Genomic DNA, 23593 nt, shown 5'->3' on the forward strand with positions numbered 1-23593 from the left:
GATCGAGAGCCCTTTCGATCGACCTGATAAGGATGAGGCCAGACCTCAAAACCTGTGCCCGTGACGGCCGCCGTCCTCAAGCGATGGATGGCGGCCTACCCATCTGCCCAGTCACTCAGGGTCCACCGACGTCCTGCCTATGACAGCTGCCTCAGCTCCCACGGCAGCGAAGTGCCTACGAACCACGGCAAGGGCGATCCATCCAGGCAGCAGCACGAGTGCGCCAGCCGCCGGCCACATGTCACCCGCCAACAAGCCAAAAGCCGTCACAGAAGCACCGAGCATGGCTACGGCAGCAGCGGCCGACTCGGCCCGAAGCTGTCGAGGGGAGCGTCTGCTGGCCGATGGCTTGACGAACTGACGCCCGAAGAAGACCTGCACGCCGTTCACGACGGCCAGCAGAGCGGCAAGAGCGCCGAAGACGCTGAGGGCGAGGACGAAGGCGAAGGGTATGGCGTGAAGCTACACATTCAGAGTTCGCACCCCGCGCTCGGGTAAGGACGCACGCCAGGTCCAAGATTCACCGACTCCCGGTCGCGGCCGTGACCTCGTGCCAAATGCCTGCCAGATCCCGTGGGGAATCACGGGGAACAGCGGGGAGCACATAGGGAAGACGCACCAGCACCGTCTGCAAATCGACGCAGGTCAACCCAGTAACCGTTGCCAAGAAACCCGAGCTTCCCAAGCTCATTGCGCAGGTCCTGCTGTGTCGCGGTATCGACAAGAGGAACCGTGTTGCTGAGGATCCTGGGGTGACTGATGACGAACTCGTCCTGGCGGTCCGTTCGCATGTGGCCGACCGGGGGCTGCCCAGGCCCGCATCTGCTGAGGACGTCACGGCCTTCGAGCGGGTAGTAGGTAATCCGATGCCCGACTTGTTGAAGCGGATGTATCTCGAAGTCGCCAACGGTGGCTTCGGACCCTGGCGGGTGGTCTCGCTGACCGAGGCCGACGACTGGTTCAGCGACTGCGCGGACATCACCATGGCCTTCCACGCGTTCGGCGGTCCCGATGGGGACGCCCTCCCGTCGGGACTCGTCCCGCTGATGGACCGAGGCTGCGCGAAGTGGACACTGATCGACTTCCGTACGTCCGACGGCCAGATGTGGGACTGGGACCCCAACCTGTGCTGCATCCGGCACGCTCCTGGACCGCTCGGACAATCACTCGCGCAGTGGCTCACCGACTGGTTGCGCGGCGAGGCGCACGAGGGCCCCTATCCGCACCGCGTGCCGGCCGACTCCGCATGTCACAACCCATGAGGCTGAAGGCGGCCCCGTCTCATTTTCCGTCTCATTCATCGGCGTTCACAGCCGTAGAGGCAAGACCACAAGCCCCGTAACGCATGGGCAAGCGCGATGGCAGAGAGCCGAGTTACTCCCCGACATGGCGCCGGGTGGTGTGCGTCTCGATGAGGCGGACCGCCATGTCATGGCGTGATGGGAAAGCAAGGTGGAGCGGGGTGAGCCCGTCCTGGGAAGGACGCTCGAGGTCGGCACCATATGCCAACAGGACTGCGGTGCAGGCAGCTTCGAGGGGTTCTCCTGTCTGGACGGCTCCGTCAGCCTCACCGTCGATCGCATGGAGCAGTGGAGTCCAACCGCTGTAACCATCGAACTCACCCGGATCGGCACCCGCGTCCAGGAGGCGCGTCAGCTCCGCCAAGGCGTCCGAGCCCGGGCTGTACAGCAGCGAAGTACAGCAACCCCAGCATCCCACCACGCACGACTGACCGATGTCCGTAGAGCTACGGGTCAGAAGGTTGCAGGTTCGAATCCTGACGAGTGCACACAGGGCAAAGGCCCCGGATCGCTCCGGGGCCTTTGGCGTTCCGGGGGGGGGTACAGCGGCGAAGTACAAGAGGACGGACCCGGCCCCGTCCAAGAGGAGAGGGCCGACCGGCTGACCGCCTCCGCCTACTTGAGCGCCACGCCACCCGCGTTGTGGTAGGCGATCGTCTTGTTGATCAGGTTCCCGCCGTCGGTCTCGACCGATGTCTGTTCGCCATGCCCCGCGCCGAACAGCAGGCCGGCGATATGGGCGTTCGCCACCTGGTCCATGTGACCGAGGAGCCAATCCACCTTGTCGTCCTTGTAATGGTTGAGGGTGTTGTTCTGCGCCATGTTGCCCACGGGGATCTGCCACAGGACCACCGGCTTGCCCACGGACTCGGCCATCGTCTTGTAGAACCCCATCTGGGCAGCGGCCTTCTGGTCGGTCCAGAAGGTGTCCAGGCCACCGTGCTCCGGCTTTGCGTACCAGCCGGCGTCGCGGTCCGACACATCGGCGACCAGGAAGTCGGCGTTCTGCGCACCGAGGTTCGCGTAGTCCTTGGCGCATCCCTGCATGTTGCTCTGCCAGTCCCAGCAGGAGAGGTGGAAGCCCACGGTGGTGTTCGGTGCGTATGTGTGCGCCATCGAGATCAGGCACCGGGAGAGTCCGGCGGCGCTGTCCTCCTGTGATCCGCAATCCGTCGGATTCGCGGCAGAGACCTTCGCGGCAACCGTGTGCGGATCGCCGAGCGATCGGACGTAGCCCCAGAAGTCGGGCTCGAGGTCGATCATGTTCTGCGCGTTGCCGATCTTCTGGAGGAAGAAGCGGTAGTCGTTCATGTACCGGGTGAGCAGGTCGACCCTGTTGATGGCCTCGACCTCGCCCGGACCGTCGCCCTGACCTGCCAGATCCCCGAGGTCGCGCAGTGAGTACCAGGTCCAGAAGAACTTCTGCGGGCGCGGGCTTCCCTTGTAGGTCGCCTTGGCCACCTGGCCGTTCAAATAGGTCACGTAATTGCCGGGTGGCGTGGTGCTGCCTTGCCAGCAGCCCCACCAGCTCTTCCACTCATCCTTGCATTTCGATGCCGAGTAGTAGTCCGACGAGGGCGCGGGCTGGCTGTGCACGTAGGCGTATCGCACGTCGAACGGCGCGGCGTCCGCCGACTCGTCGGACATCGAGCCGCCGATGAGCACCTTGTTGCCACCCATGAAACTCTTCGTCGAGCTGCCGCCGCCGGCCGCGGCCGCGGGAGACGACGCCGGCGACGGGCTCGTGCCACTCGAAGCCTTGCTCGAGGGAACACTGGTTGCCGTCGCGCTGGGCGTCGGCGTCGGCGTCGGCGTCGGCGTTGCGGCGCTGCCGACGCTCCCGGCCGGGACGAGTTGCCACTGCTGATTGGCGCCGCCCCAGTCGCGGTACTGGACGACGTCGCCCCCGTTGGCCTTGGAGGCGTTGTGGACCTCGACGGCCATGCCGCTGAAGCGATTGATCAGACGCATGTAGCCGTCCGACGACTCGGCCAGTTTGAACTGCTGGTTGGTGCCGTTCCGGTCGCTCCACTGCACGATCTCGGAGCCGGCGGTCTTCGACCAGTTGCGGTTGTCCAGCACCTTGCCGGAGTTCCGGTTCTGCAGCTTGTAGTACCCGTCACCTGCGTCGATGAACCGCCACTGCTGGTTGGCCCCGCCGTGACGGGCCCACTGCACCACCGCCGCGCCGTCGTTCGTGGCGAACTCCCGGCCGTCCAGCACCTTGCCGCTGTTGCGGTTGACCAGCACGTACCACGACTTCGAATCCACGGTTCCCGCCGAGGCCGTGTTGATCACGACCGCGGAGCCGGCCACGACAGCCATGACGATGGCCGCCCAGACACCCCGACGTGCGAACAACCGACGGCCACGATGGGTCACTTGTGGTCCTCCGGTGTCGGCCGAGCGGGACGACCGGCGACGACCGCGGCCGCGCGGCATGGCGGCGGCCAACGCGGTACGCCACCGATGACGTGGGTGGGCGTGGGACATGTCTGTGCTCTCTTTCAGCCGTTGCATCTGACCGGACCACCGGGCCGGACAGCACTGAGTGGTCCGGGAGGCCGAAAAGGTTGCCGTGCATCAGAAGATCCACAGATTTCACTTCCGGAGCTGTGCTCGGGGTTGGGGCGACGCCGGCCGGTGAGCATCTGCGATGGCGGCGGACGGTCAGGGACAACAGGCGTGGGAGCGGCTTGTTCTGACACCCCGGAGTGGGATCTCCGGGGCCTCTTGCGGTAGAGGGACGGCGTGGCAGCGCGGTCATGCGGCGGTCATGGCCAGGCCATGGAAGGCCTGGGTGGTGCGGGGGTGGGCGAGTTCGTCGAGCAGGTGGCGCCAGTCGGGGTCGGCCGCGGCGGGGTGGGCCAGGTCCCAGGCGGTGAGGAGGGGGGTCAGTTCGCTCTCGGGGGAGGTCTCTATCGACGGGGAGGACAGCAGCGGGGTCATGGGAGTTCCTTCCGGAGGGCGACGCACAGAGGAGGGCGGTGAACTCGGGGGCGGCGCCCGGGGATCCGGGATCCGATGGCTTCTACGATGCCGTCGATTCCGGGACGGCGACATGGAGCCCGCCGCCCAGTCCGGGGTGGGGGCAGCTGTACCGTTCCTAGGGACTGAGCGGGAGTGAGTCCTGTTGCCAGGTCTCGTGCTCGGCCGAACGCCCCGAACGGTGTTGGGCGTTCTGGTTGCCCGCGTTCGTTCCGCATCCGGGCGGCACGGATCGTGGCCGTGGTCCGGGGATGCGGGGGCGGGGTCCCTCACGCCCGGGAGCTCACCCCTACCCGAAGATCCCGTCGCCATGGGAAACGAGCGCCTCCCGTGAAGGTCACGCATTCGATGAGGGAACGCCAGTTCCCTGCTAACCGACACCACTACCGAGGCGCGTGACACAACACAGACGAGCACCACTCACTCCCGCTCACCAAAACGCTCTTGAACGCACTCCAGTGGCAGAAGCTCCAAGCCCTCTGCCATCGTGACCGTCATGGGCGAACTGGTGGAGCGGGTGGACGAGGAGGACCGGGTCATCGGGGTGGTGGACCGGGCGGAGGCCATCGAGAAGGGGTGGCTGCACCGGATCGCGACCACGGTCTGCCGTGATCCGGACGGGCGGATTCTGGTGCATCGGCGGCCGGAGAACGATTCCCGCTTCCCGGGGCAGTACAACTGGCTGGTGGGCGGGGCGGCGGAGGCCGGGGAGTCGTACGAGGAGGCGGCGGCCCGGGAACTCGCCGAGGAACTGGGGGTGGTCGGGACACCGCGCTTCCTCTTCAAGTTCCTGTGCCGCGGCGAGATCAGCCCCTACTGGCTCGGGGTGCACGAAGTCGTCGTGACCGGAGCGCTCGTGCCCGATCCGGCGGAGATCGCTTGGCACGCCTGGTTCGGCGAGGGCGAGTTGCTGGAGGCGGCCGGGAGGCCCACGTTCGTGTCCGACGGGGCGGAGGCCCTGCGGCGTCACCTGGCGGCCCGAACGCCCGGATCGTCGGCAGTGCCTCCCACCGACGGGGCGGCCGCCTCGGGTTGAGCGGCAAGACATACCCCTGCAGGTACCCCGCCGGCCCGTCGTCGAGGTGGATCGCGAACTCCCCGAAACCGCGGCCCGGTTCGTCGTCGCAGGAGATGCCGGGCACGTTGCGCCAGTAGGCGTGCACGACAGCTCCCTTCGGGGCGAGCGGCCGTGGTGACCGTACGTCAGCAGGTGGCGCCGACGGCGGCCTGGGTGAGGACGGGGCGGGGCAGGGGGAGCACGGGGCGCCGGGGCCGGAGCGGGCTCTTGCGGCCGCTCGTGAAGACGAACAGGCGCAGGACCAGGAAGCGGCCGATGCCGGCCAGACCGGACGCGGTGAGGTAGACGGCCTGTTCCGTGAGCATGCCGGGCGCCGACTGGATGACGTGGAGGAGGAACATCGCGGCGCAGGTGACGGCGTACGCGGCCGCCGCGGAGCCGGAGGACTGGAGGTGCCGGCGCCAGCCGGGGCGGCGGCCGGTGCCGAACGTGAACAGGGCGTGGAGCTCGGTGCACAGGAGCGTGGAGACCACGGTGATCACCGCGTTCGCGACCGCCCACGGCATCGTCATCGCCACCAGCGGTACGGCGAAGCTGGAGAGGACGCCTATCCCGCCGCCGCAGACGACGAAGCGGACGAAGGAGGCGAGGGGGCCGGGGGCGGCCGGGGAGGACAGGGAGGACAGGGAGGGCGAGGACGGGGACTGTGTCGTGTCGGCCGTCTGCGGCTCCATGGTGTTTCCTCCGGCTCGGCGCGGGCTTCTCGATCCGCCTGATCCGGGGGTGGATCGGCTGAGATCAACGATGCCGTCGCGGGCTCGCCGGAACGATGGAGTGCCCTCCCGAATGGGAGGTGGGGCTAGCTCCACCTCCGGGGTGGGGCGGTCCCGCTACTCGCCGTCGTTCGGGGCACGGGCGAAGGACAGCAGGTCGATGACGTTCGGGTCTCCGGCTCCCGCGATCGGTCTCCCGCTCCCCCGGACCCGTCTCCGGTTCCTCGCATGATCCCCGTTGTCAGTGGTGACGCCTACTCTCGGGAGGGATGGCACAGGCATGGAAGTGCTCGGGGCTGCGGTGGTCGGCGGGTGGGCCCGTGCTGCGGTGGGTCGGCGGTCGGCGCAGTGCGCTGACCTGGGGGAAGCGGGTGGCCTTCGGGGTCGCGGAGGGGGGTGTGCGGACATGTGTGGGAGCGCGGGGGCATGCGTGCCCGGCGCGGGCCGCGGTGTCGGGGCGGACCACGGGGGCGCGCTGCGAGGAGTGTGCGCGGCTGGACCGGGCGCACTCCGTGGCCGCCGACACCCTCGCGGACGACCCCCGTCCGTACCGGGTGTACCTGGCGTGGTTCGGGCCCGGCATGGTCAAGGTCGGCATCACGGCGCACGAGCGGGGGAGCGCGCGCCTGTGGGAACAGGGCGCCGTCTGCTTCAGCTGGCTCGGCACCGGTCCGCTCATGGCCGCCCGGCGCGCCGAGGAACTGCTGCGGGCGGCCCTCTCGGTACCGGATCGCATTCCGTACGGCGACAAGCGGGCCGTCCGGTCCGCCCTGCCGGCGTCGGCCGCCGAGCGGGCCGCCGAGATCGGCGAACTGCACGCGCGGGCGGTGACCCTGGGCGGCTGGCCCGAGTCCCTGGAGCGCGCGGCGTACGAGCCGGTCGATCACGTCGAGGTCTTCGGCCTCGCCGGCCTGCCCACCGCCGTCGGTGAGGTGAGCGAGCTCGTCGCGGGCGGGTCGGTGGGCGGCAGGCTCATCGCGGCCGCCGGCCCGGACCTGCACCTGGAGACGGAGGGCGGGGGAGTCGTCGTACTGGACACACGGCTGATGACGGGGTGGGATCTGGTTCCGGCCGACGGGTCGGAAATCACCGTGCCGATGAGAGAGTTCAAGGAGAAGCCGGGGGTTCAGGACGGGTTGTTCTGATGAGGGGGAGGGCCGGGGATGGACGTCACCGTGCAGTGGATCCGCACGTCGTGGACGAAGCAGTCCCGTGGCGGCGAGGCCGCGACCAGGAGGAACGCGGCTCCGGTCGGCTTCGTTCTGCCGCCGTCCGCGGTGGGGCGCGACGGAGAGCCGTTCGTCCACGCGGTCCGGATGGACGAGCGGGACGACTTCGTGCCGCACGACCACCAGGGCGACAACCTCAGAGGTGTCGACGTCCAACTCCGTGAGGCCGACGGGCGGTTGCGGGTCCTGCCCAGGGTGAGACCGATGTTCGGGGTGCCGCCCCGGCCGCGGCGGCGTCCGGGCGTGCGGCTCGAGCCCGGACAGTGGGTGCGGTGGCGGCTCAACTACCGCTTCAGCAGTGCCGTCGGGTTGCGGGACTGGTCGTACTGGCTGGACACCTTCAACATCGCCTACGGCCCGGTCGGCGCCGAGGTGTTCCTCGGAGCGCCGACGGTTCATGTGGACGAGCAGGGGCCGGTCCGGTAGAGGTCCGGAGTCTCGAGCGGGTGCCTCCCCGCCCGTCGAACAAGGGATTCCCCAGGGGTTCCCTGAGAGCCGCCTGTGCGTTTCTCAGGGAAATCACAGATAGCCGAAAGGGTGCTCTCAGGGGGCCCCGACATGGTGTTCACCATGACCACGACCTCGCCCCAGGGGCGCACCGAACTGCTGAGGCCGGACGGGAGCCCCGTCCGAGTGCTTGTGGTGGACGACGAGCTGTCGATCACCGAACTGCTGTCCATGGCCCTTCGCTATGAGGGATGGCAGATCCGGAGTGCGGGAGACGGCCAGGGTGCCGTTCAGACCGCGCGGGAGTTCCGGCCCGACGCCGTCGTTCTCGACATGATGCTTCCCGACATGGACGGACTGGCCGTCCTCGGGCGGCTTCGGCGTGAGCTGCCGGACGTGCCGGTGCTGTTCCTGACCGCGAAGGACGCCGTCGAGGACCGCATCGCCGGGCTCACCGCCGGTGGCGACGACTACGTCACCAAGCCGTTCAGCCTCGAAGAGGTCGTGGCCCGGCTGCGTGGGCTCATCCGCCGGTCGGGTGCCGCCGACCGCCGCAGCGACTCCGTGCTGGTCGTCGGTGACCTCACCCTCGACGAGGACAGCCACGAGGTCTCGCGCGCCGGAGAGAACATCCACCTCACCGCGACCGAGTTCGAACTGCTGCGCTTCCTCATGCGCAACCCCCGGCGGGTGCTCAGCAAGGCGCAGATCCTCGACCGCGTGTGGTCGTACGACTTCGGCGGCCAGGCCAACGTCGTCGAGCTCTACATCTCCTACCTGCGCCGGAAGATAGACGCGGGACGTGAGCCGATGATCCACACCCGGCGCGGAGCCGGCTATCTGATCAAGCCCGCCGCGTCATGAGCGGACGACGACGGCCGCGGGCGCAGAAGCGAGCAGGGCGAGCAGGCAAGCCGCGCACGCTGCGGACACGGCTCGTCGTCGCGTCGGTGGTGCTGATCGCCGTGGTCTGCTCGGTGATCGGCACGGTGACCACGCTGGCGTTGCGGTCACATCTGTACGACCAACTGAGCGGCAAGCTGAACGAGGCCTCGTCACGGGCGGCGCCGCGCGACTTCCCGCCCGGGAAATTCGGGAATGGCAGCAACGGCGGCACCGGCAACGGCGTCGACAAGAACGGCCGGCCCGTCGCGCAGGGCAACCAGCAGAACACCCCCGCCAAGTTCGTCATCGGGCCGGGGCCGGACGGCACGATCGCGGCCAAGGTGGAGAAGGGCCAGATCAGCGACGCCAAGCGCGGGGTGAAGTCCGGCTCCGACCAGAACTTCGGGATGGCCGCCGAGAGCCTCACGGCCGCCCAGATCAAGGTGCTGAACACCGTCCCCAAGGACACCAAGCAGCACAAGGTGGAGCTGCCCGGCCTCGGTGACTATCTCGTCCGGTACTCCAGCAACGAGACCTCCGCCTATTACGTCGCCCTCCCCACCAAGGACGTCGACGCCACCATCGACACCCTGATCCTCGTGGAGATCAGCGTCACCGCCGCCGGTCTCGGCGCGGCCGTCATCGCCGGGTACGTCCTGGTCGGGCTCGCCACCCGCCCCCTCCGCAGGGTCGCCAACACCGCCACCCGGGTCTCCGAACTCCCGCTCCACACCGGCGAGGTCAACCTCAGCGAGCGGGTCCCCGAGGCGGAGTGCGATCCGCACACCGAGGTCGGACAGGTCGGCTCCGCGCTCAACCGCATGCTGGACCACGTCCACGGCGCCCTGCACGCACGCCAGCAGAGCGAGATGCGGGTGCGCCAGTTCGTGGCCGACGCCAGTCACGAGCTGCGGACCCCGCTCGCCTCCATCCGCGGGTACGCCGAGCTCACCAGACGCGGCAGAGAAGAGGTCGGCCCCGACACCCGGCACGCCCTGGGCCGTATCGAGTCCGAGGCGGGCCGTATGACGCTGCTCGTGGAGGACCTGCTGCTGCTCGCGCGCCTGGACGCCGGGCGGCCGCTGCAGTTCGAGCAGACCGACCTCATCCCGCTCGTCGTGGACACCATCAGTGACGCCCGAGCGGCCGGCATGGACCACAACTGGCGCCTGGACCTGCCCGACGAACCCGCCCTCGTCTCCGGTGACGCGGCCCGTCTCCAGCAGGTGCTCATCAACCTGCTCGGCAACGCCCGCAAACACACCCCGGAGGGCACGACCGTCACGGCGCGGATCCAGCGGCGCGGCCCCTGGATGTGCGTGGACGTCGAGGACAACGGCCAGGGCATCCCGTCCGAGCTGCTCCCGCACGTCTTCGAACGGTTCGCTCGCGGGGACTCCTCGCGCTCGCGTGCCTCCGGCTCGACGGGTCTCGGCCTCGCCATCGTGGAGGCCGTCGCGACCGCGCACGGCGGCGCCGTGACCGTGGACAGCGTTCCCGGGCGCACCGTGTTCACGATGCACCTGCCCGCTCTCGGTCCCGTGACCCCGCGTCCGGCGCCCGAAACGAACTGGCAATCGCACTCACAGGCACAGCACAGCGCCGCCATATGGGTGCAACAGGGGGCTTGACCAGAGTCGTTCCCATGCGAACCGACTCTTCTCCCGGCACCCTGCCGGCGCGGGAGCACCTCCCGGCCGGCGACGCCGGTACGCCTGTCCTGGACGTAGTGATCCCCGTCTACAACGAGGAGAAGGACCTCCAGCCGTGTGTGCTGAGACTGCACGAGCACCTCAAGCGCACGTTTCCGTACGCGTTCCGCATCACCATCGCGGACAACGCGTCGACGGACACCACTCCCCTGGTGTCGCAGCGGCTGGAGGCGGAGATCCCGGAGGTCAAGGCCTTCCGGCTGGAGCAGAAGGGCCGCGGCCGGGCCCTTCGGACCGTCTGGTCCGCCTCCGACGCCCCGATCCTCGCGTACATGGACGTGGACCTGTCCACCGACCTGAACGCCCTGCTGCCACTGGTGGCCCCGCTGATCTCGGGCCACTCCGACCTGGCGATCGGCTCCCGGCTCGCCCGCAGCTCCCGGGTCGTACGCGGCCCCAAGCGCGAGTTCATCAGCCGCGCCTACAACCTCATCCTGCGCGGCTCGCTCCAGGCCCGTTTCTCCGACGCGCAGTGCGGCTTCAAGGCGATCCGGCGTGACGTGGCGCAGGTCCTGCTGCCGCTCGTCGAGGACACCGGATGGTTCTTCGACACCGAGATGCTGGTCATCGCCGAGCGCGCGGGCCTGCGTATCCACGAAGTGCCCGTCGACTGGGTCGACGACCCCGACTCCACCGTGCACATCGTGAAGACGGCGACCGAGGACCTCAAGGGGGTGTGGCGGGTGGGCAAGGCCCTGGCGGGCGGATCGCTGCCGCTGGACCGGGTCGCCCGGCCGTTCGGCGACGACCCGCGCGACCGCGAGATCCAGGACGTGCCCAAGGGGCTGGCCCGCCAGCTCGTCGGGTTCTGTGTCGTCGGCGGTCTGTCGACCCTCTTCTACCTGGTGCTCTACAGCGCCTTCCGCCAGTTCGGCGGCTCCCAGATCGCCAACGCGCTGGCCCTGCTGGTCTCCGCGGTCGCCAACACCGCCGCCAACCGGCGCCTGACCTTCGGGGTGCGCGGGCGGGGCGGCGCCGTCCGGCACCAGGCGCAGGGCCTGGTCGTCTTCGGTATCGGCCTCGCGCTGACCAGTGGCTCGCTCGCCGCGCTCAACGCGGCCAGCAGCGACCCCGCGCACTCCACCGAGCTGGCGGTGCTGATCGCCGCCAACCTCGCGGCGACCGTGCTGCGCTTCCTGCTCTTCAGGGCCTGGGTCTTCCCCGACCGCGACGACGACCAGCCCCGCACCACGGTGGTGGCCGGCCACACCCCGTCCTCGCCGGCCTACGCCACCCAGCAGGCGTACGCGCCGCTGCCCCAGCGCCCCACCCCGCACCACCCGTACGCCACGGCGCCGCAGTCGCCGTACGGGACAACCGAGTTCCGCGCCGGTGAAGCCGCGGAGCAGCGCTCCTGGAGGGACGCCACCGTGCAGGTGCAGCCGGTGCGCCCGACCGACACCGACCCGAGGAACTCCTGATGACCACGCAGACCGACCTTCCGACCCAGCAGGGTTCCGGGTGGGGTCCGGCGGCGACGGCCCCCGAGGCGCCGGTCGCTGCCCCGGCCCCTGAGTCCGGCGAACCCCAGCAGCCCCTCGTACGGAGACTGTGGCGCGGCCGCCCGGAGGACCCGCGCTGGGCACGCCCGGCCTTCTGGGGTCTGCTGCTCGCCACCGCGGCGCTCTACTTCTTCAACCTGAGCGCGTCCGGCTACGCCAACTCCTTCTATTCGGCGGCCGTCCAGGCCGGCACGAAGAGCTGGAAGGCGATGTTCTTCGGCTCGCTGGACGCGGGCAACGCCATCACCGTCGACAAGCCCTCGGCCTTCCTGTGGCCGATGGAGATCGCGGCCAGGATCTTCGGCCTGAACGCGTGGACGATCCTCGGCCCCGAGGTCCTCATGGGCGTCGGCACGGTCGCCGTCGTCTACGCGTCCGTGCGCCGCCGGTTCAGCCCCGGGGCCGGTCTGATCGCGGGCGCCGTGCTCGCGCTCACCCCCGTCGCGGCGCTGATGTTCCGGTTCAACAACCCGGACGCCATGCTGGCCCTGCTGATGGCGCTGGCCTGCTACTTCGTCGTCCGGGCCATCGAGGACGGCAAGACGAAGTGGCTGGTGTGGGCGGGTGTCGCGATCGGCTTCGCGTTCCTCGCGAAGACCCTCCAGGCCTTCCTGATCCTGCCGTCGCTGGCGATCGTGTACGCGGTCTGCGCGCCGGTCTCCCTGAAGAAGCGCTTCGGTCAGCTGGCCGCCGCGACCGGTGCCCTGATCGTCTCCGGCGGCTGGTGGGTGGCGATCGTCGAGCTGTGGCCCGCCTCCTCCCGCCCCTACATCGGCGGCTCGCAGAACAACTCGTTCCTCGAGCTGACCTTCGGCTACAACGGCCTCGGCCGTCTGAACGGCGAGGAGACCGGCAGTGTCGGCGGCGGTGGCGGCGCCGGCGGCACCGGCCAGTGGGGTGAGACCGGCTGGGACCGGATGTTCAACTCCGAGATCGGCGGCCAGATCTCGTGGCTGCTGCCGGCCGCGCTGATCCTGCTGGTCGCGGGCCTGGTGGCGACGCGCAGGCTCAAGAGGACGTCGGTGACCCGCGGTTCGTTCCTCGTCTGGGGCGGCTCGCTGCTGATCACCCTGGTGGTCTTCAGCTACATGGCGGGCATCTTCCACCAGTACTACACGATCGCCCTCGCTCCCTACATCGCCGCCGTGGTCGGCATGGGCGCCGGGATCCTGTGGGAGAAGCGCGCCGAGATGTGGGCCTCGCTCACCCTCGCGGCCTCCGTCGTGGCGGCCTCGGCCTGGGGGTACGTCCTCCTCAACCGCACCCCCGACTACCTGCCCTGGCTGAAGTGGCTGGTCCTGACCGGCGGCCTGGTCGCCGCGCTCGGCCTGATCTTCGTGGCCAGGCTCGGCCGGCAGCTGGCGCTCGGTGCCGCCGCCCTGGGCATCGTGGCCGCGCTGGCCGGTCCGACGGCGTACACGCTGAGCACGGTGAGCTCCGCGCACACCGGCTCCATCCCGACGGCCGGTCCCGCGGGCGCGAGCATGATGGGCGGCGGTCCCGGTGGCGGCGGGCGCGGCGGCTTCGGCGGCGGCACCGGCGGCCCGGGCGGCCAGACCCGGAACGGCAACGGCACCACCCAGGGCCAGGGCGGCCAGGGCCAGGGCTTCCCCGGCGGCGGCACGGGCGGTACCGGCGGCTTCGGCGGCGGGATGCCCGGACAGAACGGCAACACCCAGGGCAACGGCACCACGCAGAACCAGCAGGGCGGCATGCCCGGCGGCGCCATGGGTGACGGCGGCGGCATGGGTGGTGGCGGCGGTGTCGGCGGCCTGCTCAACGGTGCGACCGTCTCCGCCGAGGCCAAGAAGCTGGTGAAGGCCGACGCGGACGACTACACCTGGGCGGCGGCCGCGATCGGCGCCCAGAACGCCGCGAGCTACCAGCTGGCCACCGACGAGTCCGTCATGGCGATCGGCGGCTTCAACGGTACCGACCCGTCCCCGACGCCGGCCCAGTTCAAGGAGTACGTGGCGGACGGAAAGATCCACTACTTCATCTCCAGCGGCTCCGGCGGCGGCATGGGCGGCAGCAGCAGCGGTACGTCCTCGCAGATCACCTCGTGGGTCGAGGCCAACTTCAAGAAGGTGACGGTCGGTTCGGCCACCTTCTACGACCTCACCCAGAAGGCGAGCGGCTGACGTAGGACCGGATCGGGGCACAGGGGCGGTGACCGCGTGGGTCGCCGCCCCTTCGTCATGTCCGCGTGACCGGAAAGTTTGTTGTACAGCGTATGGGAACTGTTCTACGGTGTATGGCATGTCCGCTCCCGTCACCGTCTCCCAGGGCCATCCCCAGCGCTGGCTGATACTCGGCGTCATCTGTCTCGCGCAGCTGACCGTGCTGCTCGACAACACCGTCCTGAACGTCGCGATCCCCTCGCTCACCCGGGAACTGGGCGCGGCCACCTCCGACATCCAGTGGATGATCAACGCGTATTCGCTGGTGCAGTCCGGTCTGCTGCTCACCGCGGGCAGCGCCGCCGACCGCTACGGACGCAAGAAAATGCTGATGGCGGGCCTGGCCCTGTTCGGCGTCGGCTCCCTGGTGGCCGGTCTCGCCAGCACCAGCGAACAGCTGATCGCGGCCCGCGCGGGCATGGGCGTCGGCGGCGCGCTCCTCGTCACCACGACGCTCGCCGTCGTGGTCCAGATCTTCGACGACAGCGAACGCGTGAAGGCGATCGGCCTCTGGGCGACCGTCAACTCGCTCGGCTTCGCCGTAGGACCACTGCTCGGCGGTGTGATGCTCGACCACTTCTGGTGGGGCGCGATCTTCCTCGTCAACATTCCGGTCGCGGCCATCGGCCTGGTGGCCGTCCTGGCCCTGGTGCCCGAGTCCAAGAACCCGCAGGGCGACCGCCCCGACCTGCTCGGCGCACTGCTCTCCACGATCGGCATGACGAGCCTCGTCTACGCGATCATCTCCGGCCCGGACCACGGCTGGACCTCCGCCACCACCCTCACCTCCGCCGCGATCGGAGCCGTGGTGATGACCGGGTTCGCCGTATGGGAACTGCGCGCCCCGTACCCCATGCTGGACCTGCACTTCTTCCGCAACCAGCGGTTCACCGGGGCCGTCGCGGGCGCGATCCTCGTCGCCTTCGGCATGGCGGGCTCGCTCTTCCTGCTCACGCAGCACCTGCAGTTCGTCCTCGGATACGACCCGCTGCAAGCCGGACTGCGGACGGCGCCGTTCGCCCTCACCATCGTCGCCCTCAACCTCACCGGGGTCAGCGCGAAGCTCCTGCCGAGGGCCGGCACACCGCTCACCATCGCCCTCGGCATGACCTGTCTGGCGGTGGGCCTCGCGGCGATCGCCGTGCTCGGCCGTCACGGGTACGGCGGCATGCTGGCCGGCCTGGTCGTCATGGGCGCCGGGGTCGCCTTCGCGATGCCGGCCATGGCCAACGCCGTCATGAGCGCGATCCCTCCGGAGAAGGCGGGGGTGGGCGCAGGTATCAACGGAACGCTCGCCGAGTTCGGGCAGGGGCTGGGGGTCGCCGTGCTGGGCGCGGTGCTGAACTCCCGCTTCGCGGCGCTGGTCTCGGTGGCTGCGGCCTCCTTGCCGGCGGCGCTGGCGCAGGCGGGCTCGGCACAGGAGCGGGCGCGGATCACCGAGGCGTTCGCCTCCGGCCTCGAGAGCAGTCAGTTGGTGGGGGCGGGCGCTGTACTGCTGGGCGGAGTGGTCGCCGCCGTGTTGCTGCGGCGGGCTGAGCGGGCAGAGGGAGCTTAGGAGCTCGGGGCTTCGGGCCTCGGCGGTGCGCGGCCGTCGTGGCTGGTCGCGCCCACGCGGCGGAGCGCCATCGATACGGCTCGCACCCCGGTAAGGCCTAGCATCTTCGCAAGTGGACGGATGTACTCGAAAGGTGCGCCATGCCTAACGCAGGCCAGAAGGCCTCGAGTCGGACCAGTGTGTGGCTGGAGGGCAAGGTGCGCCGGAGCGGGCGCGGCGGCGGGCAGCCGTCCGGACTGGACCGGGACCGGATCACCGAGGCGACGGTCCGTCTCCTGGACGCCGAAGGGCTGGCCAAGTTCTCCATGCGGCGGCTGGCCGCCGAGCTGAACGTGACCGCGATGTCCGTCTACTGGTACGTCGACACCAAGGACGACCTCCTCGAACTCGCCCTGGACGCGACCTTCGGCGAACTGGAGCTGCCGGACCCGGAGGCCGACGAGGACTGGCGGGACCAACTGCGCACGGTGGCCAAGGAGTACCGGAGCCTGCTGGTCCGGCACCCCTGGGTCTCACCGCTGGCCGGCACCTTCCTCAACATCGGCCCCAACTCCCTGGCGCTCTCCCGGATCGTGCACCGGGTCATCCGCAAGACCGGCCTGCCCGCACACGGCATCACCGGCGCGATCTCCGCCGTCTTCCAGTTCGTCTACGGCTTCGGCACCATCGAGGGCCACTTCATCGCCCGCTCCGCCCAGGCCGGCATGACCCAGGAGGCCTACTTCCGCCACGCCATGAGCACCGCCACCCGGGCCCCGGGCGCCGCGGAGATCCTCAAGGAGAACGAGGAGATCATGACGGCGAGGGGAGGCGACACGGTGGAGGAGATGAGGGACAGGGACTTCACGTTCGCCCTGGACCTGTTGATCAAGGGAATCGAGGCGATGGTCGGACCCGCTTAGGGGCGCCGGCCCACGGCCCCTCAGGCGTCCGGCGAGGCCAACCGCTCAGGAAAACCACCGGTAGCCACAGGACCCCACCGCACCGGCGTCACCCGAATGATCGACTTGCCCTGCTTCACCATCGCCGCCCGGTACTCGTCCCAGTCGGGATGCTCCCCGGCGATGTTCCGGTAGTACTCCACCAACGGCTCCACGGACTCCGGAGAGTCGACGACCTCCGCGGTCCCGTCGACCTGCACCCACGGTCCGTTCCAGTCGTCGCTCAGCACGATGACGCTGACCTGGGAGTCCCGCTTCGCGTTCCGCGTCTTGGCCCGCTCGGGATATGTCGAGACGACGATCCGCCCGGAGTCGTCCACCCCGCAGGTCAACGGAGAGGCCTGCGGTGACCCGTCCCCCCGCCGCGTCAGCAGGATCGCCCGGTGCCGGGGCCGTACGAAGTCCAGCAACTCGTCCAGCGAGACGGCTTTGTTGGTCGCAATGTTCGGTGCCATGGAGTCAGCCTAGTTGGAGCGCCACGGCGTTCCAGTGCACCGCGTCACGGCCGAGTCGGTCCGCTTTCTCGTCCACGATCCGCAGCAGCGTCAGCCCCGCTCCTGTCCCGTGCCCGGCGACCTCCTCCGGCGCGATGTCGAACATCCGCCGGTCCACCGGCGGCTCACCGCGCCGCAGGGTGATCAGCAGGATGCCGCCGGGGGCGAGCAGTCCGGCCAGGCGCCCCATGGCGAGGGGCCGTTCCTCCGGCCGCAGGTGCATCCACACCGCGGACAGCAGGACGACGTCGTACGGCCCCTGGAGGCCGGGTATCCCCGGGAGCGCACCCGCCCGCCAGGTCACCCCGCTGCCGGGATGCAGCCGCCCGGCCAGGTCCCGCAGCTCCGCCACCGGCTCCACCGCGTCGACCGTGAACCCGCGCCGGGCCAGCGCCGCCGCGTCCCGCCCCGTCCCCGCGCCGATGTCCAGCGCCCGCGCGGGCGCCTCCGGCAGCAGGTCCAGCAGCGCCTCGTGCACCGACTCGAAGGAGACGCTCTCGTACACCCTTCCCAGCCGCTCCGCCGACTCGGCGTAGTAGGCCTGCACCCCCGCGGTTCGCTCCATGCCAGAACGGTACGACCCGCCACTGACAACGGCCTCAGGCCTGCGGCAGCGACTCCCCCTGCACCGCCTGGACATCGAGCTCGACCTTCAGCGTCGTACCGATCGCCGCGATCCCCGCCTGCACCACCTGGTTGTAGTTCATGGCGAAGTCCTCCCGCCGAAGCTGGGTGGTGGCCCGGAAGGCGGCACGGGTCCCGCCCCAGGGATCGGACCCCGTCCCCAGATACGCGAGGTCCAGGTCGACGGGGCGTACGACACCACGCATCGCCAGCTCACCCCGTACGGTCCACCGGTCCGTGCCGGCCACGGCCAGCCCCGTGGACCGGTACGTGATCTCCGGGTACCGCTCGACATCCAGGAAGTCCGCCGACCGCAGGTGCTCGTCCCGCATCGCGTTCCCCGTGTCGATGGAGGCCGCCCGGATCACCGCCTCCACCCGCGACTTGGTCACGTCGTCCGGGGCGACCTCGATCGCCGCCGTGAAGTCGGTGAAGCGGCCGTGCACGCTGGAGATGCCCAGATGCTGGGCGACCGCGCCCACGCCGGAGTGGGCCGGGTCCACGGTCCAGGGCCCCGGCGGCGGAAGTTCCGCCCCGCCGATACGGGCCAGTGTGACCGTGCCGACCTCGGCCCGGCCGCTCGCGGTGACGATCGCGCTCGACGCGGCGGGCGCGTAGCCGACGGCCGTGACGATGACGGTGTACGGCCCCGGCTCCAGCGGTGTGCCGTCCCGTACCGCCCCTTCGGCGTCCGCCTCCGCGCGCAGCACCTGCGTCCCGGTCATGTCGGTCACCGTGACGACCGCGTGCGACACGGCCCATCCGTCCCGGGTCCGGATCCTCGCGCTCAGTCCCATTTCACGTAACTCCTCGAAGAAGACCGGCCCGTGGCGGGCGCGCACCTCCGCTCGGAGCGCGCTCCCTGCCACGGGCCGGAGTCGGTGGACTACTCGCCGGGGTGGGCGAGTTCGATGTCGTGGCCGTCGACCGCGGGGCCGTTCACCGTCAGGGCGGTCGCCTGCGGCGGGTAGCCCGTCGCGATGACCGTGTACTCGCCGCCGTCCAGGTCGGTGAAGGCGTACGCCCCGTCCGTCCCGGTGGTGGCGGTACCGACCACGCTGCCCGCCGCGTCCACGAGGGTGACCCGCGCGTCGGCCAGCGGACCGTGCGGCGCCCGTACGACACCCTGGAGGCGGGCCCCCGAGTCGAGGTCGACCTCGATACGGGTGACGCCGGTGCCACCGACCTCGACGGGCAGTGCGCGCGGCCGGAACCCGGCGGCGTTCACGGCGACGGTCACCGCACCCGGCACCAGCTCGCCGAAGGCGAACTCGCCCTGCTCACCGGTGGTCCCGGTGGCCAGCAGATCGCCCCGCACATCGGTGACGATCACCATCGCGTCCTTGACCGGCTCCCCGCTCTGCGCGGCCCGCACGAGCCCGTTCAGCCCGCTGGTGCCGCTGAGGAGGACGTCGTAGGCCACCGGCTCGCCGTTCACGAGCACCGTGGACGCCTGCGGCTGGAAGCCGTCGGCGGAAGCGATCAGGACGTACGAGCCCACGCTCGGCGCCTCGACCGCGTAGGAACCGTCGGCCTGGGTCACCGACCGGCCCAGCTGCCGTCCCGCGAGCGAGATCAGCGTGACCGCGGCCTGCGGGACCGGCGCGCTCTCGTTGCCGCGCACGAAGCCGCGGACCGGGATGCCGCCGGAGCCGGCCGAGGACTCCTCGGGGCGGGCCAGGGTGGCGACGGCGGACAGCCGCTGCGTGCCGTCGGGAGCGGTCTCGGTGTCGGAGGTGGCCGTGGCCCAGCCGGGCGTGTGCCCGGCAGCCGTCGGAGCCGCAGCTTCCGCGGGGGCCTCTGCGGGCGAGTCCTCGCCGGCCGCCTGCGCCAGTGCGCCCTTGGTCTTCAGCGGAACCTCCTTGATGAACAGCGTGATCAGGAACGCGACGGCCGCGAGGCCACCGGCGATCAGGAAGACGTCCGCGATGCCGTGGCCGTAGGCGCTCTCCATGAGGGTGCGCACCGGGGCCGGCAGCTTGCCCAGGTCCGGGATGCTGTCGGTGGACGAGCCGGAACCGGACAGCGCGGCCTGGTACTTGGGGTCGAGGGCGGCGATGCCGTCCGTGACGTAGTGCGTGATCCGGTGGGACATGACCGCGCCGAGCGCGGAGACGCCGACCGCACCACCGAGGGAACGGAAGAAGGTGACCGTCGAGCTGGCCGAGCCGAGGTCGCTCGCGTCGACCTGGTTCTGCGTGCACAGCACCAGGTTCTGCATCATCATGCCGATGCCGAGACCCAGCAGGGCCATGAAGATCGACATCTTCCAGTACGCCGTGTCGTACCGGATGGTGCCCAGCAGGCCCAGGCCGGCCGTCACCAGCACGCCACCGCTGACCAACCATGCCTTCCAGCGCCCGGTGCGGGTGATGAACTGCCCGGAGACGGTGGAGGAGATGAAGAGCCCGCCGATCATCGGGATCGTCATGACGCCGGACATCGTCGGGGACTTGTCGCGGGCCAGCTGGAAGTACTGGCTGAAGAAGACCGTGCCGGTGAACATCGCGACACCGACGAACAGCGAGGCCAGCGAGGCGAGGGTGATCGTGCGGTTCTTGAACAGCCGCAGCGGGATGATCGGCTCGCGCACCTTGGACTCGACCAGCACGAAGATCAGACCGAGGACGATCGAACCGCCGACCATCGCGTACGTCTGCCAGGAGATCCAGTCGTACTTGTCACCGGCGAAGGTGACCCAGACCAGCAGCAGCGAGACAGCGGCGGCGATGAAGAACGCGCCGCCCCAGTCGACCTTCACGTCCCGCTTCACGACGGGCAGGTGCAGGGTCTTCTGCAGCACGATCAGCGCGATGACGGCGAAGGGGACGCCGACGTAGAAGCACCAGCGCCAGCCCAGCCACGAGGTGTCGGTGATGACACCGCCGAGCAGCGGGCCGCCGACGGTGGCGACGGCGAAGGTCGCGCCGAGGTAGCCGGAGTAACGGCCACGCTCACGCGGGGAGATCATCGCGGCCATGACGATCTGCGCCAGGGCGGACAGACCGCCGACGCCGATGCCCTGGACGACGCGGCAGGCGATCAGCATGCCGGCGTTCTGCGAGAGACCGGCGGCCGCGGAGCCCAGGACGTAGATGACCAGGGCTATCTGGACGAGCGCCTTCTTGCTGTACAGGTCGGCGAGCTTGCCCCACAGAGGGGTGGCCGCGGTCATCGACAGCAGGGCGGCGGTGACGACCCAGGTGTAGGCGGACTGGCCGCCGCCGAGGTCGCTGATGATGTGCGGGAGCGCGTTGGTGACGATCGTGGACGACAGGATCGCCACGAACATGCCGAGCAGCAGGCCGGAGATGGCCTCCATGATCTGCCGGTGCGTCATGGGGGCGTACTCGGTGGAGCCTCCCCCGTGCTTGGCGTGAGCCCGCACACCGGTTGGTGTGGTCGTAGCCATGGACTTCCTTCTCTTACTGGGTGGTCGCGGGTGTACGGGTGATCTGTTCGCGTACGGGGGGTACGGGCGGCCGTGGTTCGGGGCCGTGGGCGCGGGTGTCGTCGAAGCTCGCCCGGAGGCGGGCCATCAGCGCGGTCAGCTGGGCCACCTCGTCGTCGCTCCAGTCGCTCAGCCGTTCGGCGAGCAGATGGCAGGTCCGGCGGGACAGCTGGTCCAGGAGCGCCTGGCCGGCCGGCGTCAGCCGCAGGATGCGTGAGCGCTTGTCCGCCGGGTCGGGGGAGCGTTCGATCCAGCCGCGCTCGGCGACGTGGGCCACGTGCCGACTGGTCACGGACATGTCCACGGCGAGCAGCTCGGAGAGCCTGCTCATGCGCATGTCTCCGTAGCGCCCGAGCAGGGTCAGCACGGCGGCGGAACCGGAGGGGCACTCGGACGGCATCATCCGCCCGATCTCCCTCTTCACGGCGCCGAAGGCGCTGAACTGACGGATCAGCTCCTCGTAGCGCGTCTGCTCGGCCATCACACCTCCCGTATTCGTTGCTTAGGGCAACCATAGATGTGCTTGGTTGCTACAGGCAAATGAAACCGGGTGAGTGCGGCATAAAAACTTGGCAAAGGCAAGTATTGCGAACGTAAACCTGCGGGTGAGGGGCCGTACTACGCCCTTGAGCCCCGCACTTGGGCCCGGCTCCCGGATTCGCTAGGGTCTCTGGGCATGGCTGAGAACCAGGTCCCCCAGGGCAACCACGACCCCGCCGGCAGCACCCAGATGTTCCGCGCATTCGTGGACGAGGGCCCGCAGGGCCGCCGGCAGCAGACGGCTCCCGCCGCCTCTTCGGGCGGCCCGCGCATCGGCCTCATCATCGGCGTGGTGGTCGCAGTGGCGATCGTCGCGGCGGTGGCCTGGCTGGCGCTCAAGTAGCGGGTGCCTGCGGGTGCCTGCGGGGTGCCTGCGGCGCCTGTGCGGGTTGGGTGGGGGCGGGCGTTGTGCGCAGTTCCCCGCGCCCCTGGATGCCTGCGGCGCAGCTGCGGGCCCGGTGGGGGCGGGTGTAGCGCATGCGGGTGTGTTGTGGGTCGGGGCCGGGGTGGGGGGTGTCCGTCCTCGGTCCGGCGGTTGCTGCTGCTGTGAGATGTGCCCGGTAACGGACGCGGGCCGCTGCGGGCGGACACCCCCCACCCCGTCCCCTGCGCGCCGTACGCGGCTACCGGCCCATCGTGGCGCGCGGTGCGGCGAACGGCCCGCCGGGGCGGGCGGGGTGGCGAGCGGTCCGTTGTGGTGCGGGTGACTGCAACTCCCCAGGGGCGCGGGGAACTGCGCGATCAGCCCCCACTCACCCGCAGCCGCCCGACGGCATGGCGAGGCACCTCCATAGGCGCCCCGCCCAAGCCCAGCGCAGCTGCCGGCACCCGGTTCGGTCAGGTCAGTCCGAGATGAGTCCCTCGCGCAGTTGCGCCAGTGTGCGGGTCAGCAGGCGCGAGACGTGCATCTGGGAGATGCCGACCTCCTCGCCGATCTGTGACTGCGTCATGTTGGCGAAGAAGCGCAGCATGATGATCTGCCGCTCACGGGGCGGGAGTTTGGCCAGCAGCGGCTTCAGGGACTCCCGGTATTCCACACCCTCCAGGGCCGTGTCCTCGTAGCCGAGGCGGTCCGCGAGGGAGCCCTCGCCGCCGTCGTCCTCCGGGGCCGGGGAGTCCAGCGAGGAGGCGGTGTAGGCGTTGCCGACCGCGAGGCCGTCGACGACGTCCTCCTCGGACACGCCCAGCACGGAGGCGAGTTCCGCCACCGTCGGGGAGCGGTCCAGCTTCTGGGAGAGCTCGTCGCTGGCCTTGGTGAGCGCCAGCCGCAGCTCCTGGAGCCGGCGCGGGACGCGCACCGACCACGAGGTGTCGCGGAAGAACCGCTTGATCTCGCCCACGACGGTCGGCATCGCGAACGTCGGGAACTCCACGCCGCGTTCGCAGTCGAAGCGGTCGATCGCCTTGATCAGGCCGATGGTGCCGACCTGGACGATGTCCTCCATCGGCTCGTTGCGCGAGCGGAAGCGGGCCGCCGCGTAGCGCACCAGCGGGAGGTTGAGTTCGATGAGGGTGTCCCGGACGTAGGCGCGCTCCGGGCTGTTCTCGTCGAGTGCGGCGAGCCGCAGGAAGAGGGAGCGGGACAGGGTGCGGGTGTCGATGGCTCCGGACACCGTCGGGGGAGCCGGGAGGACCGGGGCCGGTGCCGCCTCGACGGCCGTGATGTCGTCGAGCACTGGCTCAGCCTCGCTCTTTGTGAGCGTAAGCACCTTCGAGCTGCCCTGATCTGCGGACATGCCACCCCCTTTGGGTCGCGGGACGGTCGTGGCGAACGCCCCGTGGTGGAACGTCAGCCTTCACCTGAATACCGGAGCCGAAGCCTCGGCAAACGCGCTTCCGGCAGAATGTCACATGTCGGCAACACGCTGTAGTGACATGTCGACATGTGAGACCCGAATACGCCCTGGATAAAGGGGGTCTGACGGTCTTTCGGTACAGAAGTGTCAGGAACGG

Annotated in this window: 20 protein-coding genes and 1 pseudogene; 11 read left to right on the forward strand and 10 right to left on the reverse strand. The window is 69.9% G+C overall.

Features of this window, described 5'->3' with window-relative positions:
- Positions 1–752: 752 nt before the first annotated feature.
- The gene (locus tag OG841_RS24225) at positions 753–1262 is read left to right on the forward strand and encodes an SMI1/KNR4 family protein (protein ID WP_365116329.1); all 510 of its coding nucleotides are present in this window, start codon (positions 753–755) and stop codon (positions 1260–1262) included.
- A gap of 654 nt (positions 1263–1916) precedes the next feature.
- Here OG841_RS24225 and OG841_RS24230 read toward each other — a convergent pair.
- The 3 genes and pseudogenes from OG841_RS24230 to OG841_RS24240 form a co-directional block, all read right to left on the reverse strand.
- Positions 1917–3626, reverse strand: a complete 1710-nt coding sequence (locus OG841_RS24230; RefSeq protein WP_365116326.1) for an RICIN domain-containing protein — start codon at positions 3624–3626, stop codon at positions 1917–1919.
- Positions 3627–4064: 438 nt separating this feature from the next.
- Complete coding sequence (locus tag OG841_RS24235) at positions 4065–4250, reverse strand: hypothetical protein (RefSeq protein WP_328639581.1); 186 nt, start codon at positions 4248–4250, stop codon at positions 4065–4067.
- A gap of 157 nt (positions 4251–4407) precedes the next feature.
- Positions 4408–4569, reverse strand: a pseudogene (locus OG841_RS24240) (transposase); the annotation flags it as partial.
- Between the two features lie 216 nt (positions 4570–4785).
- Between OG841_RS24240 and OG841_RS24245 the strand changes: the two are divergent.
- Positions 4786–5325: an NUDIX hydrolase gene (locus OG841_RS24245; protein ID WP_328639580.1), complete on the forward strand. Its 540-nt coding sequence runs from the start codon at positions 4786–4788 to the stop codon at positions 5323–5325.
- Positions 5326–5492: 167 nt separating this feature from the next.
- On the opposite strand, the gene OG841_RS24250 is transcribed toward OG841_RS24245, so the two are convergent.
- Positions 5493–6041 carry a GtrA family protein gene (locus tag OG841_RS24250; RefSeq protein ID WP_328639579.1) on the reverse strand — a complete coding sequence of 183 codons (549 nt, stop codon included), beginning with the start codon at positions 6039–6041 and terminating at the stop codon, positions 5493–5495.
- Between the two features lie 308 nt (positions 6042–6349).
- On the opposite strand from OG841_RS24250, the gene OG841_RS24255 reads away from it, so the two are divergent.
- The 8 genes from OG841_RS24255 to OG841_RS24290 all read left to right on the forward strand — a co-directional run bounded on the left by OG841_RS24255 (position 6350) and on the right by OG841_RS24290 (position 16492).
- Complete coding sequence (locus tag OG841_RS24255; protein WP_328639578.1) at positions 6350–7225, forward strand: DUF2797 domain-containing protein; 876 nt, start codon at positions 6350–6352, stop codon at positions 7223–7225.
- An 18-nt stretch (positions 7226–7243) separates the two neighbouring features.
- Positions 7244–7735, forward strand: a complete 492-nt coding sequence (locus OG841_RS24260; protein ID WP_266516988.1) for a hypothetical protein — start codon at positions 7244–7246, stop codon at positions 7733–7735.
- A gap of 144 nt (positions 7736–7879) precedes the next feature.
- A complete protein-coding gene (locus tag OG841_RS24265; RefSeq protein WP_179332490.1) occupies positions 7880–8620 on the forward strand; it encodes a response regulator transcription factor in 741 nt (246 codons plus the stop codon).
- Positions 8617–10272, forward strand: a complete 1656-nt coding sequence (locus OG841_RS24270) for a HAMP domain-containing sensor histidine kinase (RefSeq protein ID WP_328639576.1) — start codon at positions 8617–8619, stop codon at positions 10270–10272. Before OG841_RS24265 ends, OG841_RS24270 begins: the two co-directional genes overlap by 4 nt.
- 14 nt (positions 10273–10286) lie before the next feature.
- On the forward strand, positions 10287–11774 hold the full coding sequence (locus tag OG841_RS24275) for a bifunctional glycosyltransferase family 2/GtrA family protein (protein WP_328639575.1): 1488 nt from the start codon (positions 10287–10289) through the stop codon (positions 11772–11774).
- Positions 11774–13996: an ArnT family glycosyltransferase gene (locus OG841_RS24280; protein ID WP_365116316.1), complete on the forward strand. Its 2223-nt coding sequence runs from the start codon at positions 11774–11776 to the stop codon at positions 13994–13996. The genes OG841_RS24275 and OG841_RS24280 overlap by 1 nt, the downstream gene beginning before the upstream one ends.
- A 118-nt stretch (positions 13997–14114) precedes the next feature.
- The gene (locus OG841_RS24285) at positions 14115–15590 is read left to right on the forward strand and encodes an MFS transporter (protein WP_371566853.1); all 1476 of its coding nucleotides are present in this window, start codon (positions 14115–14117) and stop codon (positions 15588–15590) included.
- Positions 15591–15730: 140 nt separating this feature from the next.
- Complete coding sequence (locus OG841_RS24290) at positions 15731–16492, forward strand: TetR/AcrR family transcriptional regulator (RefSeq protein WP_328639572.1); 762 nt, start codon at positions 15731–15733, stop codon at positions 16490–16492.
- Positions 16493–16512: 20 nt separating this feature from the next.
- Here OG841_RS24290 and OG841_RS24295 read toward each other — a convergent pair whose 3' ends face one another.
- The 5 genes from OG841_RS24295 to OG841_RS24315 all read right to left on the reverse strand — a co-directional run bounded on the left by OG841_RS24295 (position 16513) and on the right by OG841_RS24315 (position 21581).
- Positions 16513–16986, reverse strand: coding sequence for a PPOX class F420-dependent oxidoreductase (locus OG841_RS24295; RefSeq protein ID WP_057609263.1), 474 nt, complete (start codon positions 16984–16986; stop codon positions 16513–16515).
- 4 nt (positions 16987–16990) lie between these two features.
- Complete coding sequence (locus tag OG841_RS24300; protein ID WP_328639571.1) at positions 16991–17590, reverse strand: class I SAM-dependent methyltransferase; 600 nt, start codon at positions 17588–17590, stop codon at positions 16991–16993.
- Between the two features lie 34 nt (positions 17591–17624).
- Positions 17625–18446, reverse strand: a complete 822-nt coding sequence (locus OG841_RS24305; protein WP_328639570.1) for a YceI family protein — start codon at positions 18444–18446, stop codon at positions 17625–17627.
- A gap of 89 nt (positions 18447–18535) precedes the next feature.
- Positions 18536–21061: an MFS transporter gene (locus OG841_RS24310; RefSeq protein ID WP_371566854.1), complete on the reverse strand. Its 2526-nt coding sequence runs from the start codon at positions 21059–21061 to the stop codon at positions 18536–18538.
- Between the two features lie 13 nt (positions 21062–21074).
- Entirely contained in the window at positions 21075–21581 is a 507-nt protein-coding gene (locus OG841_RS24315) for a MarR family winged helix-turn-helix transcriptional regulator (protein ID WP_328639568.1), read from the reverse strand.
- A 195-nt stretch (positions 21582–21776) separates the two neighbouring features.
- Here OG841_RS24315 and OG841_RS24320 point away from each other — a divergent pair, with 195 nt between their 5' ends.
- Complete coding sequence (locus OG841_RS24320; protein WP_371566855.1) at positions 21777–21983, forward strand: hypothetical protein; 207 nt, start codon at positions 21777–21779, stop codon at positions 21981–21983.
- Between the two features lie 499 nt (positions 21984–22482).
- On the opposite strand, the gene OG841_RS24325 is transcribed toward OG841_RS24320, so the two are convergent.
- Positions 22483–23376, reverse strand: coding sequence for an RNA polymerase sigma factor SigF (locus OG841_RS24325; RefSeq protein WP_328639566.1), 894 nt, complete (start codon positions 23374–23376; stop codon positions 22483–22485).
- Positions 23377–23593: the final 217 nt, after the last annotated feature.

It is taken from the genome of Streptomyces canus, from assembly GCF_041435015.1.
Lineage (GTDB): Bacteria > Actinomycetota > Actinomycetes > Streptomycetales > Streptomycetaceae > Streptomyces > Streptomyces canus_G.